General features: G+C 64.0%; 10 protein-coding genes. All 10 read right to left on the bottom strand.

Annotated elements, in window-relative coordinates; all coding sequences use genetic code 11:
- Positions 1-13 precede the first annotated feature (13 nt).
- On the bottom strand, positions 14-487 hold the full coding sequence (locus tag KHO41_RS07570) for a tripartite tricarboxylate transporter TctB family protein (protein WP_211952669.1): 474 nt from the start codon (positions 485-487) through the stop codon (positions 14-16).
- A gap of 263 nt (positions 488-750) precedes the next feature.
- A complete protein-coding gene (locus KHO41_RS07575) occupies positions 751-1,719 on the bottom strand; it encodes a tripartite tricarboxylate transporter substrate binding protein (RefSeq protein WP_211952670.1) in 969 nt (322 codons plus the stop codon).
- Positions 1,720-1,985: 266 nt separating this feature from the next.
- Positions 1,986-2,867 carry a ChaN family lipoprotein gene (locus tag KHO41_RS07580; protein ID WP_211952671.1) on the bottom strand — a complete coding sequence of 294 codons (882 nt, stop codon included), beginning with the start codon at positions 2,865-2,867 and terminating at the stop codon, positions 1,986-1,988.
- Between the two features lie 19 nt (positions 2,868-2,886).
- Positions 2,887-3,582 carry a hypothetical protein gene (locus tag KHO41_RS07585; protein WP_211952672.1) on the bottom strand — a complete coding sequence of 232 codons (696 nt, stop codon included), beginning with the start codon at positions 3,580-3,582 and terminating at the stop codon, positions 2,887-2,889.
- A 19-nt stretch (positions 3,583-3,601) separates the two neighbouring features.
- Positions 3,602-5,953, bottom strand: coding sequence for a lysozyme family protein (locus tag KHO41_RS07590; RefSeq protein ID WP_211952673.1), 2,352 nt, complete (start codon positions 5,951-5,953; stop codon positions 3,602-3,604).
- 411 nt (positions 5,954-6,364) lie between these two features.
- Positions 6,365-9,562 carry an efflux RND transporter permease subunit gene (locus KHO41_RS07595; protein WP_211952674.1) on the bottom strand — a complete coding sequence of 1,066 codons (3,198 nt, stop codon included), beginning with the start codon at positions 9,560-9,562 and terminating at the stop codon, positions 6,365-6,367.
- A 3-nt stretch (positions 9,563-9,565) separates the two neighbouring features.
- Positions 9,566-10,804, bottom strand: coding sequence for an efflux RND transporter periplasmic adaptor subunit (locus KHO41_RS07600; RefSeq protein ID WP_211952675.1), 1,239 nt, complete (start codon positions 10,802-10,804; stop codon positions 9,566-9,568).
- A 282-nt stretch (positions 10,805-11,086) separates the two neighbouring features.
- Positions 11,087-11,725 (bottom strand): MOSC domain-containing protein, encoded by a 639-nt coding sequence (locus KHO41_RS07605; protein WP_211952676.1) that lies wholly within the window; start codon positions 11,723-11,725, stop codon positions 11,087-11,089.
- 140 nt (positions 11,726-11,865) lie between these two features.
- Complete coding sequence (locus KHO41_RS07610) at positions 11,866-13,038, bottom strand: MFS transporter (protein ID WP_211952677.1); 1,173 nt, start codon at positions 13,036-13,038, stop codon at positions 11,866-11,868.
- Positions 13,039-13,261: 223 nt separating this feature from the next.
- Positions 13,262-14,287, bottom strand: coding sequence for a D-2-hydroxyacid dehydrogenase family protein (locus KHO41_RS07615; RefSeq protein ID WP_211952678.1), 1,026 nt, complete (start codon positions 14,285-14,287; stop codon positions 13,262-13,264).
- Positions 14,288-14,612 lie beyond the last annotated feature (325 nt).

Raw genomic sequence — 14,612 nt, forward strand, 5'->3', positions numbered from 1 at the left:
TGGTCAGGCGGGCTCAGAAGCCGGCGATGGGGAGCAGCGGCAGGTTGATGCCGAGCAGGAATTCAAACAGCGCCCACATCGGCACCGTGATGCACAGGCCGATCAGCGCGTCGCGCACGATGCGGCGGCTGCCGTAGCCGCGCGCCACGCAGATCATCAGCAGCGTGGACGACAGCACGAAGCCGAGCGTGCCGATCAGCGCCATGTTCAGCACCAGGCCGGCGGATACCCACAGGAAGCCCTTGAAGTTGTGCGGGGCGTCGGGCAGTTCGGCATCTTCTTCCGGCATGTTGCGGAAGCCGCCGCGCACGCCCTGCCAGGTCAGCAGCGCTCCGCACACGGCCAGGCCAATCGCCACCAGCGTGGGCGCGAAACGCGGCGACAGGCCGGCATAGCCTTCTTCACCCGAGATGCCCGACAGGCCCAGGAAGAAAAACAGCGAGATCGCCAGCACGGCAATGCCGATGGCGAGATGGGAGGGTTTCATGGAGACTCCTTGGCCTTTGTCGCCAGCACGGGTTAGCTGGCGTCCGCGACGCTGGCGTTCGATTTCCCGCGCGGTCACGGGGCCCGGCGACATGTAATTTTGGTTTGGGTATCGCAGGTGGCAGACACCGGGCCCCGTGCCGTTTCCCGGCCACCTTCTACATCGGTGGCTTCGGCAGGCACGACAGGTAACGCTTCAGTACTGCTCGGATCCGCAAGACTGCGGATCCTTACTGCTAAGACGGTTGCTAAAGCTTGAGCGACTTACTTGGCCACGCCCAGTTCACGCAGCGTGCCGCCCAGGCGGGCCGATTCGCTGTCGACGAACTTGCCGAACTCGTCGCCGGTCAGCAGGAACGGGGTCCAGTCATTCTTCTGCAGCGTTTCCTTCCAGGCCTTGCTCTCGGTCGCCTTCACGACGGCGTCGACCATGGCCTTGCGCTGCTCGGGCGTCGTGCCCGGCGCGCCGTAGACACCGCGCCAGTTATAGATCTCGACGTTCACGCCTTGCTCCTTGAGCGTCGGGATATCGGCGGTGCGGTCCTTGGAGGTCACCGCCAGCGCGCGCATCTTGCCGCTCTTGATGAACGGCAGGAATTCCGACACGCCGGCAATGCCGACGGTCACGTGGCCGCCGAGGATCGAAGCCGAGGCCTCGCCGCCGCCCTGGAACGGCACGTAGTTGATCTTCTTCGGATCCACGCCGATGTCCTTGGCGATCAGGCCGGCCAGGATATGGTCGATCGAACCCTTCGAGCCGCCGCCCCAGCTCACGCTGCCCGGGTTGGCCTTAAGCTGCGTGGTCAGGTCCTTGATGGACTTCAGCGGCGAGTTGGCCGGCACGGTGATGACCATCGTATCGGCGTACAGGCGCGCGATCGGCGTGGCGTTCTTCAGCGTAACGGGCGGATGGTTGGTCTCGATCGCGCCGACCATCACCGCGCCGACGACCATCAGCGCGTTCGGGTTGCCCTTGTCGGTGTTGACGAACTGGGTCAGGCCGATGGTGCCACCCGCGCCGCCCTTGTTGTCATAGGTGGCGGTCTTGCTGACACCCGAGGCGATCATCGCCGCGCCTAGCCCGCGGCCGGTCTGGTCATAGCCGCCGCCCGGGTTGGCGCCGATCATGAACTTGACGGTGTCCATCGCGAAAGCCGGCGCGGCAGCGACAGTGGCGGCAACGGCGGCCGAGGCCATGACGACGTGGGCGAAACGGTGAATCGAGCGACGCATAACGGTCTCCTTGATTGTGTTGCCGTATCTTCGGCTGGCCGTCATGGCATCGATGCGAAACCGGGAAGACACCGCCCCACGCGGTCACAAAGCAACCGTCGGCTCGCTGTCTCCTGGCCGTTGCACGCGTTGCATGCCGGCATTGTTGTTTGACTTCTGCGTGACCCGCTGGCGGATCATGAGCCGGATTCTAGGCGTTGCAAACTGTCAAAAGGCTGTCAGATTGACAGCTTTGGCATCGGGGTTTACGTGGATACATAAGACATTCAACGCGCCGCAGGCGCCGATGCGGCGGCCGGCATGGCCTTGCCCACGACGGCATCGCGGCAGGGATCACCGCGCTCGACTGGCGCCACCGTAACGACGCGGTCAAAGCCGGCCGGATTGCTTCGGCCGCGCTCAAGGTAACCCACGCTGATCGCCTTGCCTTCGCCGCCGCCGAGCCAGCGCGGCACGCCGATATCGTTGCGCACGTGGCCGTTGCCGGCAATCAGCACCGCGCCGCGCGCCGCGTACGGGCGCAGCGTGGCCGCCATCACGGCGTCGCGCGCTGCCTGTGCGTCGAGCATGCCGGGCAGCATGGCCTTGGGGAAGTTACCGCAATGGCTTTCGTCCAGTACTGCTGTCTGTGCGGCGACCAGGTCCGGTGGCAACGCACCGGTCAGGCCGAGTTGCGCACGCTGCGGCGGCGTGAACAGACCATCGAGGCCACCACGCACGATCTTCGCGGCATCGGCGCGAGACAGGTTCGCGGCCAGCAACGGCAGGTCGTACTGCAGCGCCAGCGCAACCACCGGCCGGTATTGTGGCCACTGCCATCCGCCACCGCCGGCCTGCGCAATCAGGTAGTCAGCATCGGTAGGGCGCTCGCGGCGCGCGCGGTCGATATCGGCCTGGCGTTCACGGTCGAACTGCTCCATCGCGATGGCGGGGCGCCAGCCTTGCTCGACGGCGCGGGTCAGGGCGGCAAGGCGCTGCTGCTGGCCGGCGGGGTTGTCGTGGACTTCGCCCAGGAGGATGTAGGAGTTGCCGGGGAAGGTTGTGCTGAGGGTGTCGGGGGACGGCGATTGCGGCGTGGTCGTGCAGCCGGCGAGGACTGCGGTGACGGCGATGGCGGAGCGAATGGAGCTGAAGGCGCGGCATGGCATGGACGGTTTTCCTTGGACTTCATGGTTGCGCGGGGCGAGCGGCCGGAGGAGCGTCGGACGTGTCCGCGGCACTCGCACCGCGTAGCGGCGGGGGATCGACAAACTCGACCGACTCAAGGATCGTCCTCATCCGATCAAGATCACTTCGCGCCTTGCGATCCGCGAGCCATTTAACCGGCGCATTTCCACACAACGCACGGACATTGTGGATCAGGCAAAAGTGAAAAATACGAGCCCGGCGCCGTTCGTCGCCAGTGGTGTCGTCCTCAATGTATGCAATTCCAGTCCAGTTTCTCCCCTTCATCGAGACCGTTCGAGCGTTCGCCTCCTTCTCGAATGGAACAAATTCAGGGCCACCATCCAATCTGTACCTCTGCCAGCGACCGTCAACATACTTCGCGTTCAGGGCAGAAGTAATCCGATCATTGGTAGCCTCAACGCAAAACATGCCGAAGCCACCTGCCAGAAAAGCTGTCGGGCCCGTTACGGGGAGATAGTACGTCCCCTGATGCGGTGGTGAGCTATCAGGACGAGGCGCCCGAAATTCCCCGCCATACATGTTCGCAATTCTAAAGCGACATGGTCCGACAATCTGTTCTGCCGTCGCTCCTCTCCACTTGGGCATATCCCGGCCGGAGTCCAGTGCTCCAGCAGCATTGACGGATTGGGCGGCTGCCAAGCTTGTTACACATAGGCCAAGGATCAGTTTTTTCATCTGGTTAATCCTTTCTACATTACCAGTCAGGAAGTTCTTTTTGCGCCCCGTGCGCGTCGGGGAACCGAATTCCATCCGTCAACATGACAAGCGCCGCGGTATAGGCCTGATATCGCGCCTGAAGACCATTAATTGCGGCGAAGCTATTTGATGGATACCCCACATTTACGGTGGCCGCGACGCTCCCAAATGGCTCACTGCTGTAGAACGGCTTGGACGTGTTACCCACCTGCTTCGTTTCACGTCGCAGAATCGGCGGCTGGTCGGCAGGTCGAGCCGCATCCGACCACGCCCAGTACGCGCCAGCACTATCAGAAGCTTCAAATTTTTTCGTCGCCACATCGTCCCGCCAACTCTTTAAGGTGGAGGGCACATGAGCTTCAGCCGCGACCAGTGCCGCATTGGTGCGCGCTTGATCCGACACGCGTGCAGCCTCGTGAAGGCGGCTTGCCAGTGCCTGATCGACCTGTCTACCACTGAAGCGCCAGTACCGGACATAGTTATCTGGCCAGGTTAGTTGCAGGAATCCACGGCCGAACCACGGAAAATATCGTGATTGCTGCGGCGCACCCTCTGCCAGCAATCGAAGCCATTGCGTCTCCTGTATTGCATTGCCGAGGAATGCTGCTTGCCGCAAAGACGTCCCGATGCCGAACTTTCGCATCGCCTTGTTCAGTTCGATGCCATATTCATCCACCGTATTCATCTGCGGGTGTACCGGCTCTGAAACCCATTGCGAGCCGGCCGCTTTTCGCAGAGCGGTTGGTGGAAACATCCTTTTCAGTTCTGCGAAGCTCAACCACCTGCATTTTCTGAAATGCCGAATGAAGGCGAGCGGATGGAAGAACCAAAATTTCTTGCCGGGGCCAAGCGACGTCTGATCTAGGAACTGTAGTTGTCTCACGAACCTGATGAAGTTCTCATACCCTTGCGGATCGAAATTCTTGCGCTTGCCGAAGAAACCGTCAGCTTGGTTCAGCCGAGAGTACCGGGATTCATTACCACTCGCATCCCATTCGCTCGGCGCATGGCAGACGAATCCCCTGAGTTTTCCCCGCACAGCATCATTGCCGTACACGTACGCAGTCAATTGGTCTTCTTGCTTGTATTCGGCTTCCCTCCGTTGCTCGGGAGTCTCTGATTCCTCCACAAGATCCACGATTCTGCGAAGCTCATCGAAGTCGCACACACCATCCTGGCTGAACGGCGTGTTTGCCTCCGCAATCTTTTGCCAGCCCATGAAGAACGGGAAATCCGCGTCCGAGAGCTTCTTGATAGCATCCTGGCTGATGTCGATATATCCTTGCGCGCCATTGGCGTCATACGTAATGGCAATCCATGTACGGCTTTCCGCACGGGAGAGTGCTGGTAATTCGGTACTCAGGACGCGACCAAAACGAAGTAGTTCGTATCCGGCGCTTGGGCACTTGGGATATAGGTCGGTGGCCCGCTGGTACAGCTTGTATTCGTAGTCGGCGTAGGGATCTCTGACCGGAGCAGGCGTCAACGCTTCAAGTTTGCCGTTCTTCTCGATCCATGAGCGCGTATAACGCTGTCCCTTATAAAAGTAGGCCTCTACATATAGCTTGTTCTGGGCACTAAGAGCGCCGGCTATCAGCGGCGGAAAATAGGGTGAACGGTCATGCCCAGGAGGTACGCTAACAATAGCTTCGCCGCCCTGAATCACGAAGTAGCTGTGGCCCCAGTAGTCTTTCGACACTGGCGTGGCTGGATTCTTCTCGCCAAGCTGCACGGTATGCCCGGCCTGAGAAAACCAAGCACGAAAATCCTCCTCCGTCATGAAGATTTCGAAGTGCAGGTGCGGCTGTCCATGGCAATGACCCCAATACCCCAGGATGTCCTTCCGATAGACCTTCTTGCCCCCACCGGCTTGCACCCCATCGGCCGGAGACAACAACCAGGCAGGCAAGGCGCTAGAGGTGCCGACAGCCGGCGGATTCGTTGGCTGTGGCGCGATGCGCTGCTGATTGTTGATGTCCAGCAGGTGCATATACAAGGAGTAGAAAGTGATCGTCCTTCCTTCGCCAGTGTCGGTCTTGTGCTTGAGCAGAACGAAACCGATATTGGAGTTCAGATCCGGGCTTCCATCTCTTTTCGTTTGCCCGTCCGAAATGGCCTTCTGGCTCACGCGGTACGCGATTACTTCGCCGTCGGCAATGGCCCGCACGCATTCGGTCTGTTCGGTTGGCGCGAGGTGCATGCCGCAGTGCCAGCGGCGGTCAAAGGCAATGGGGTAGACGCCGTGGTGTCCCAACTCGAACTGATCGACGGCATCCATCATTGGATCGTCCTTGGCCGGATCGGTTGAAGTCAGACCATTCTGTGGCAGGAACGGTGGGCTAATGATCATGAGTGGTGGTTGGAAAAGGGAACTGTCGTCGATTTGCGGGCCGGTAATCGCCCTGCCAGCGACATACCCTCTTGTGGCAGATCTCATCGCCCTCCTGCGGTTATGAGGGTGTCAAGGCGGGCGGCATTGCGATCGCAAAAACTCCGTGAACCGGCACAAGGCGCACCGGCCCCCACAGGATTTCAAAAGCAGCTACGGAAATATATGGAACGATTCCGAATGTGATATCGATTTATCGAAATCTCATCTCAGAATGTTTTATGACGTGAACGATGCCGAAGGGGTACGGCGATTCATCAACGGATACGGTTCGACAAGTGCGAACGCGCTTTGGCCCCTCCCACCGAACGGGAGAGGGACAGACTACAAGACCGAAAACTCAAGGCCGCGCCCGAAGCCGCGGCCATTGCCTCAATGCTGGTGCACCACCTCACCCTGCACCGCTTCCGGCAACCGATTCCCTTCCGAATCGATCTGCAACGGACCCGTGCCCGAGAACCGGTCCAGCGCCAGATAGATCACCGGCGTGATGAACAGCGTGATGACCTGCGAGAACAGCAGGCCGCCGACCACGGCCAGACCCAGCGGCTGGCGCAGTTCGGCGCCCGCACCGAGCCCCAGCGCGAGCGGCAGCGCGCCCATGACGGCGGCGAAGGTGGTCATCATGATAGGCCGGAAGCGCAGCAGGCAGGCCTGCCGGATGGCGCGCGCCGGCGGCATGCCCTGTTCGCGCTGCGCAGCCAGCGCGAAGTCGATCATCATGATGGCGTTCTTCTTCACGATGCCGATCAGCATCAGCACGCCGATGGTCGCGATCAGCGACAACTCCACGTCGAACAGGAACAGCGTCAGCAGCGCGCCGATGGCTGCCGACGGCAGGCCGGCCAGGATCGTCAGCGGGTGGATGTAGCTTTCGTACAGCACACCCAGCAGCGTGTAGATGACCGCGATGGCCGCCACCAGCAGCACGATCTGCGTGGCCTGCGACGACTGGAACACCGCCGCGTCACCGCCCCAGCTCGTGAAGATGGAGGTCGGCATGGCGATCTCTTGCCGGTAGCGGTCGATCTTCGCCGACGCCTCGCCCAGCGCCGCACCGGGCGCCAGATTGAACGACACTGTCACCGAAGGCAGTTGGCCCTGGTGGTTCACGGCAATCGGCCCGACGCGGCGCTCAGTGGTGGCGAACGCGGAGATCGGCACCATCTGGCCGGTCTTGCTGCGCACGTAGAGCTTGGTGAACGCGCTTTCGTCCTGGCGGTCGACGTCGGCCGCCTGCAGGATCACGTAGTAGTTGTCGATCGGCGTGTAGATGGTCGACACCTGGCGCTCACCGAACGCCGAGTACAGTGCGGTGCGCACGTCCTGCATCTGCACGCCGAGCGCATTGGCCTTGTCGCGGTCGATGGAAAGCTGTGCCTCCAGGCCCGACTGCTGCGAGTCGCTGGTGACGTCGCGGAACAGCGTGTCCGCGCGCATCTTCGCCATCAGCTTGTCGCTGAACTCCTGGAGCTGGCCGGCCTTCACGCTCTGCAGCGTGTACTGGTAACGGCTCTTGCTCTGGCGGCCGCCCAGGCGCAGGTTCTGCACCGGCGAGAAATACACCGCCAAACCGGGCACAGCCGACACGTCCTTGCGCAGCGACTCGACGACCTGCTGCATCTTCGGCCTGTCGCCGAGCGGCTTGAGTTCGACGAACATGCGGCCGGTGTTGATGGCCGGCGACGGGCCGCCGCCAATGGAGACCACGACGCTCTTCACCGCCGCGTTGGCGCGGATGCGCTCGGCAGCATCGCGCAGGCGCTCGGCCATGGCGTCGAAGGAAATATCCTGCGGACCTTCGGCGTTGACCTGGATCTGGCCGATGTCTTCCTCGGGAAAGAAGCCCTTGGGAATCTTGACGAACAGCACCGCGGTCACCACGAAAGTCAGGCCCGCGGCCACCAGCACCACGCGCCGGTGCGCCAGGCACCAGTCGAGCCCGCGCGCGTACTTGTGCAGCGTCCATTCGAACAAGTCTTCGAACCACTGCGTCGAGCGCATGCCCAGCGTCTGCTTCTGCACGACGGCCGGCGCGTGGCCCGCATGGTCGCCGTACGCATGCTGCGATTCGTCCACCGGCACGTTCTCGGCCGACAGGAAGCGCGCGCACAGCATCGGGATCAGCGTCAGCGACACCAGCGCCGACACCAGGATCGACAGCGACACCACCGCGGCGAATTCGTGGAACAGCAGCCCGATCACGCCCGGCATGAAGAAGATCGGGATGAACACCGCCACCAGCGAAATGGAGATCGACAGAATCGTGAAGCCCATCTCGCGCGAGCCGACCAGCGCGGCCTTGAGCGGCGGCACGCCTTCCTCGATATGGCGCACGATGTTCTCGAGCATCACGATGGCATCGTCCACCACCAGACCCACGGCCAGCGTGATGGCCAGCAGCGAGACGTTGTCCAGGCTGTAGCCGAACGCCTTCATCAGCGCCACGGTGCCGATCAGCGAGATCGGCAGCGACACGGTCGGGATCAGCGTGGCGGCGGCGCGGCGCAGGAACAGGAAGATCACCATCACCACCAGCGCGACCGTCAGCGCCAGCGTGAACTGCACGTCGTGGATCGATTCGCGAATCGAGTTGGAGCGGTCGTTGACCACCGACACGTTGACCGAGCCCGGCATCTGCGCGAGCAGGCGGGGCAGGGCGCCCTTGATGGCGTCCACCACGGCCACGGTGTTGGCGTCCGGCTGGCGCAGCACGGCCAGCACGATGGAGCGCTCGTTGTTGAGCCAGCTGCCGGTCTTGATGGTCTCGACGCTGTCCTCGACTTCGGCCACGTCGGACAGCCGCACCAGCACGCCGTTGGCCTGGCTGGCGACAATGATGTTGCGAAACGCGTCGGCGTTGGCGAGCTGCCGGTTGGCCTGGATCGTCAGCGTCTGGCGCGCGCTGTCGAGCGTACCGACCGGCGTATTCGCGTTGGCGCGGTTCAGCGCCGTGGCGAGCTCGTCGAGCGTGAGGCCACGTGCGGCAAGCGCATCCGGGTGGGCGCGCACACGTACGGCGAAGCGCTTCTGGCCGAACACCTGGACCTGCGCCACGCCGGGCAGCGTGGCCAGCGTCGGCGAGATCAGGTTGTCACCGAACGCATTGAGTTCGGCCAGGCTCATGGCCGGCGAGTTGATCGCCAGCAGCAGCACCGGCGCATCGGCCGGGTTGACCTTGCGGTACGACGGCGGCACCGTCATCTCGATCGGCAGCGAACGCTGCGCGCGGAACAGCGCGGCCTGCACGTCCACGGCTGCGGCATCGATGTCGCGGTCGCTGTTGAATTCGATGGTGATGCTCGAATTGCCAAGCGTGTTCGACGAGCTGATCACCGTCACGCCCGGAATCGTCGCGAACTGCTTTTCGAGCTGCGTGGCCACCGAAGCGGCCATGGTTTCAGGGCTCGCCCCGGGCAGCGTAGCGGTGACCTGGATCACCGGCGAATTGAAGCTGGGCAGCGCCGCGATCGGGATGGTCGGGTACAGCACGATGCCGGTCACGATGACGGCAATGCACAGCAGCACCGTCATCACCGGACGGCGGATACAGAGCTCGGACAGCGTCATGGCTCAGTGCCCCTGGGCGGCGGGCGCGCTGGCAGGCCCGGCGGAGGCGGCAGAGGCTCGCGGAACCTCCCGTACCACGGTGCCGGGACGCAGGTTCTGGGTGCCTTCGACGACCACGCGCGTGCCGGGCTGCACGCCTTCGATCACCGCCGACGTTGCGGTGGTGGTCACCATCTTCACGGGCACGCGGGCGACCTTGTTATCAGGCTGCACTGTGTAGACGAAGCGGCCTTCCGGACCCGTCACCACGGCCTGCGGCGGCACCGACAGCGCATCCTTCAGCGTCTGGACCACGGCGCTGACATTGGCATACGTCCCCGGCCACAAGCGCTGCTCGTCATTGTCGAACTGCGCCTTGACGCGGATGGTGCCGTACTGCGGATCGACCGTATTGTCGATGAACGTGATCTTGCCGGTCACCGGCGTCTTGCTGCCGTCGTTGGGCTGGGCCGTGACCTGCACGGGACCGCCGCGCAGGGCCTCGCGCAACGAGGCGAGCTGCCGCTCGGGCAGGCTGAAGGTCACCGCGATCGGCTGGATCTGGGCGATGGTCACCATTGGCCCGGTGCTGTTGGGCAGCACCATCGATCCCGGGAACACGTTGATCACGCCGGTCCGGCCACCGATGCTCGCGCGGATCGCGCCGTAGCTGACCGCGACGCGGCTGGCCTCGATGGCCGCCTGGTCCGCACGGATAGTCGCCTCAAAGCCGTCGACCTTGGCCTGGGCCGTATCGACCGCGCTCTTGGAGATGAAATTGCGTTCCAGCAGTTCCTTGCTGCGCGCCAGGTTGCGGCGCGCATCGGACAGGTCGGCCTGATCGCGCAGCAACTGCGCCTGGGCCTTGGCCAGGTTGGCTTCGTCCATGCGTGTGTCGAGCGAGAACAGCAGGTCGCCCGGCTTCACGGTCTGGCCTTCCTTGATATGGACGGTACGGACTGTGCTCGAGACCTGCGGGCGCACTTCGACTGTGGATAACGCCGTCACATTGCCGTTGGCGGTGAACTGCAAGGGCACGTCGCCTTGCTGCACGAGCGCGGTGGCGACCGCCACTGGCGCCGGCCCCTTGGCAACGGGCTTGGGTGCAAACCAGGTACGCCAGGCAAACCACCCCAGGCCGGCAAGCACCAGCACAGTCACCACCACCGCCCACGGCGATACCCGGCCCCGGCCGGTTCCCGTGGACGCGCTCCAGTTGCTGTCGACAAACCCCTTGGGCTGGTCGATCCTGTCTGTCTTCATCTTGTGTGGACCCTCTTAGCCGCAGCGCGCCCTCCCCGGGGACGTCCTGCCTCTGTTCCTGCCGTGGCCGCCCACGACGGGCGGCCCGGGGGTCGGGGCGGGTACGTGTCGCGCAAACCTCTACTAGTACAGCGGTTCGCCCCGCAGAGCCAGCGCCGAAAATTACAGCGCGTTACAGCAACAGTAACGGCGTGCTCCGGGCGTGGCTTGACGGGCAAACGAGGAGTGGGGCTTAGCGTGGCGGTCGCGGGGGCGATTGCTTGTATCGATAGACAAACATTATCAGAAAAGATGCCGCCGGCCATCGCGGCGCCAGCGGTTAATGCTGTCGATCGATAGTTTTCGTGGCCCATGCTGCACATAAATGCAGTCGCCGGCCCGGACTTCTCCGGTCTGGACCACGCTGAGGTAGACGCCGGAATAGCCGCTCTCGACCATATCGCGCGCGGCGTGGCGATAGCCGAGGACCGCATTGAACTTGCAAGACGGCTCCCGCGGCGACGCCACGCACAGCACTGCGGTGCCGATGCGCAGCACATCGCCGACCCACAGCTCGGTCTCTTCCAGGCCTTCGATGGTCAGGTTTTCGCCCATGGCGCCGAAGGCCAGGCCACGGTGTGCCTCGGGCTGTGCCGCGGCGCGACGGCGCGCGTTCCACCACGCGTAGTGCTCGGCCGGGTACGCATAGACGGCCTTGTCCAGGCCGCCGTGTGCAGTCAGGTCCGCCTGCTCGTCACCGGCTACGCCGAGCGGGCGCACCTGCACGCCCAGCGGGTGGACCAGCGTGCTGACCGGATGCTTGCGGATGCCAGACATCACCACGGCCTCGGTGCCGGCCCGCGCCACCACCAACGGGATAGCCTTGCCGATGCTGATTGCCAGCACGCGCGCGCCGGCCAGAGCTCCATGGGTTTCGCTCACGATGCCCCCGCTGCAGGAGTTGTGGATAACTCCGTGGATAACGCAGGGAACAGGTGGTGGACAGTGCGTTGAACAACACTGTGGAAAAGCTGTGGAGCGAGACGCCACTCAGAGGGTTGCGGGCAACGGCACGGCCCGGTTCAGGCCTGTTGTGGCGCTTGACGACGCGGCCACTGGCGGCCCAGCGCGCGCGCCCACTGCGAAACCGCCAGCGCCACCAGCGTCAGCGCCGCGGCACCCCAGTGCAGCGAGCCGGTGCCCGCCACCGTATAGATGGCCGCACCAGCCATGGCGCCCAGCGCCTGTCCGAGGTAGATCGACGATGAGTTGAGCGAGATCGATACCGATGCACTATCGGGCGCAATCATCACCAGCCGGGCCTGCTGTGCGCTGTTGGTGGCAAACCCGCCAATGCCCCACAGCATGAACAACAGCACCAGCGCTACGCTGCCCAGGCCCGCAAGCGGCCACAGCACCATCGCCGTGATCGACGTCAGCAGCGTGAACTGGACGATCCGGCTCGGCGTGATCCGGTCCATGCGCGAGGCCGCCACCGCGTTGCCCAGCACCCCGCAGGCACCATAGGCCAAAAACATCAGGCTCAGCGCGGCACCGGTGATACCGTGAACATCTCGCATCAGCGGCGCAATGTAGGTAAACATCGTGAACATGCCAGCCGACTGGATCATGGTGGCCGCCACCACGAGCATGATCGGCCGGTGGCGCAGCACCGCGCCCCAGGCTTCACGCCCCACGGCCGGCACATACAGCCCGCGCGGCAACGCACGCCACACCGCCGCTGACACCACCAACGCCAGCACGCCGACGACCGCCATGCTGAAGCGCCAGCCCAGCGTGCTGGCAATCCAGGTGCCCAGCGGCATGCCGACCACGCTGGCGATGCTCCAGCCAAGGAACACGAAGCTGATGGCGCGGCCGCGCGTCTGCGCGTTGACCAGCAGGGGCAGGGTGGCCGCGGTCTGCGGCGTATAGATGGCGGCGCCGATCGCCGTCAGGAAGCGGATCGCCATCAGCGTCGCGAAGCTTGGCGCCAGCGCCGCGGCCAGATGCATCACCGCATAGATCAGGAGCGAACCGGCCAACAGCAGGCGGCGATCGATGCGTGAACCGAGCGTGGCGAACAGCGGCGCACCCACGCACGTGGCCAGCGCGAACACCGAAATCAACTGGCCGGCACTGGCCACGCCCAGGCCGAAATCGGCGGCAATGTCGTTCAACATGCCGGTAACGATCATCGCGCCGGTGCCAATAATGAAATTGCCGACGCAAAGCGTCACGAGCCTGGGGTCCATTCCGGCCTTGCTGGAGGGGCGGCGCGCAGGCGCCTTGTTGTTGTCGGGGTGCGCCGCGGACCATGGACGGCCGGCGGTCAGGGAAGTCCCGAGTGTAGCGGTTTCGCTAGATTCGCGTCCGCGGAGGCGGAATCAGGGGGCGCGAGATGTTGCCTGCGCTGAGGAACCAGGCACCCCTCTCCCGCGAAGTGGGAGAGGGGTGCAAACCGAGCGGACCGTCCCCTCAGCGCGACAGCGCCGGCGTCAGCGCCTTCGGGTTGACGATGCTGTCGTGCTGGCCGGCCAGTACATCGAGGATGTTCTGGAACGCCGTGCGGAAGTACAGCTCGTAGCTGTCGCGCTCGACGTAGCCGAGGTGCGGCGTGCAGATGCAGTTTTCCATGCGCAGCAGCGCGTGGCCCTGCAGGATCGGCTCGGACTCGAACACATCCACGGCGGCCATGCCCGGACGGCCGCGGTTCAGCGCGGCGACCAGTGCGTTCTCTTCCAGCAGCTCGGCGCGGCTGGTGTTGACGAACAGCGCGGTCGGCTTCATGCGGGTCAGGTCGGTCAGCTTGACCAGGCCACGCGTGTCGTCGCTCAGGCGCAGGTGCAGCGACAGCACATCGCTGTCGGCAAAGAACTGGTCCTTGGACTCCGCCACCGCCAGGCCATCCGCGCGCGCGGCTTCCTGCGATGCCTCGCGCCCCCACACCAGCACATTCATCCCGAAGGCGCGGCCATATCCGGCCAGCAGGCGGCCGATCTTGCCGTAACCCCAGATACCGAGGGTCTGGCCGCGCAATACCTGGCCGAGGCCAAAATTCGGCGGCATGGTGGTCGACTTCAGGCCCGACTGCTGCCAGGCGCCGTGCTTCAGGCTCGCCACGTATTGCGGGATGCGGCGCTGGGCCGCCATGATCAGCGCCCAGGTCAGCTCGGCCGGCGCCACCGGCGAGCCCACGCCTTCGAGCACCGCCACGCCGCGGTCCGTGCACGCCTCGACATCGATATGCGTGTTCGGCGCGGCGCCGACGCGGCCGGTCTGGCTGATGATCTTCAGCTTGGGCAGCTTTTCGAGGAGCTGGCGCGTGATACGGGTGCGTTCGCGGATCAGCACGACCGCCTCCACATCAGAGAGGCGCGCGGCCAACTGGCCCACGCCCTTGACGGTGTTGTTGAACACCTTGACGTCGTGCCCTTCCAGCAGGCTGAAGCAGGGCAGCTTGCGCACGGCGTCCTGGTAATCGTCGAGTACGGCAATCTTCATCAGTAACTCTTTATTGTCGGCTGGCCTGGGGATCGGGAATGGTGCGCACGGCAACGGAAACCGCGAGCGCCAGGCGCTATTGTCGGGCATTGCGTGCCGGCACAATTGCTGCGTAAATCCCGGGCCGGCAATGCTGCGCAGCAAAAAACAGCGGGGTGCAGCAGTGGTATCCTTGCCCGTTCCGGTGCCGCCAGGGATCGTCGGTCGAGCCTTGCTCCCGACACCTCGTGTCGCCGGACAAAGCCCGCATGGCCCCGTGCAGCAAGCCCCGCGCGGGCGAAGCGCAACTTTAGCGCAGCCGCGGGGAATGCCGCGACCCTTTGCG

The sequence above is a fragment of the Cupriavidus numazuensis genome, assembly GCF_905397435.1.
In the GTDB taxonomy this organism is placed as follows: Bacteria; Pseudomonadota; Gammaproteobacteria; order Burkholderiales; family Burkholderiaceae; genus Cupriavidus; species Cupriavidus numazuensis.

Bases quoted from the DNA above. Each gene is read 5' to 3' on its own strand.
- KHO41_RS07600 (WP_211952675.1), bottom strand. From the start codon at position 10,804: ATGAAGACAGACAGGATCGACCAGCCCAAGGGGTTTGTCGACAGCAAC.
- KHO41_RS07595 (WP_211952674.1), bottom strand. From the start codon at position 9,562: ATGACGCTGTCCGAGCTCTGTATCCGCCGTCCGGTGATGACGGTGCTG.
- KHO41_RS07615 (WP_211952678.1), bottom strand. From the start codon at position 14,287: ATGAAGATTGCCGTACTCGACGATTACCAGGACGCCGTGCGCAAGCTG.
- KHO41_RS07570 (WP_211952669.1), bottom strand. From the start codon at position 487: ATGAAACCCTCCCATCTCGCCATCGGCATTGCCGTGCTGGCGATCTCG.
- KHO41_RS07610 (WP_211952677.1), bottom strand. From the start codon at position 13,038: ATGGACCCCAGGCTCGTGACGCTTTGCGTCGGCAATTTCATTATTGGC.
- KHO41_RS07585 (WP_211952672.1), bottom strand. From the start codon at position 3,582: ATGAAAAAACTGATCCTTGGCCTATGTGTAACAAGCTTGGCAGCCGCC.
- KHO41_RS07580 (WP_211952671.1), bottom strand. From the start codon at position 2,867: ATGCCATGCCGCGCCTTCAGCTCCATTCGCTCCGCCATCGCCGTCACC.
- KHO41_RS07575 (WP_211952670.1), bottom strand. From the start codon at position 1,719: ATGCGTCGCTCGATTCACCGTTTCGCCCACGTCGTCATGGCCTCGGCC.
- KHO41_RS07590 (WP_211952673.1), bottom strand. From the start codon at position 5,953: ATGATCATTAGCCCACCGTTCCTGCCACAGAATGGTCTGACTTCAACC.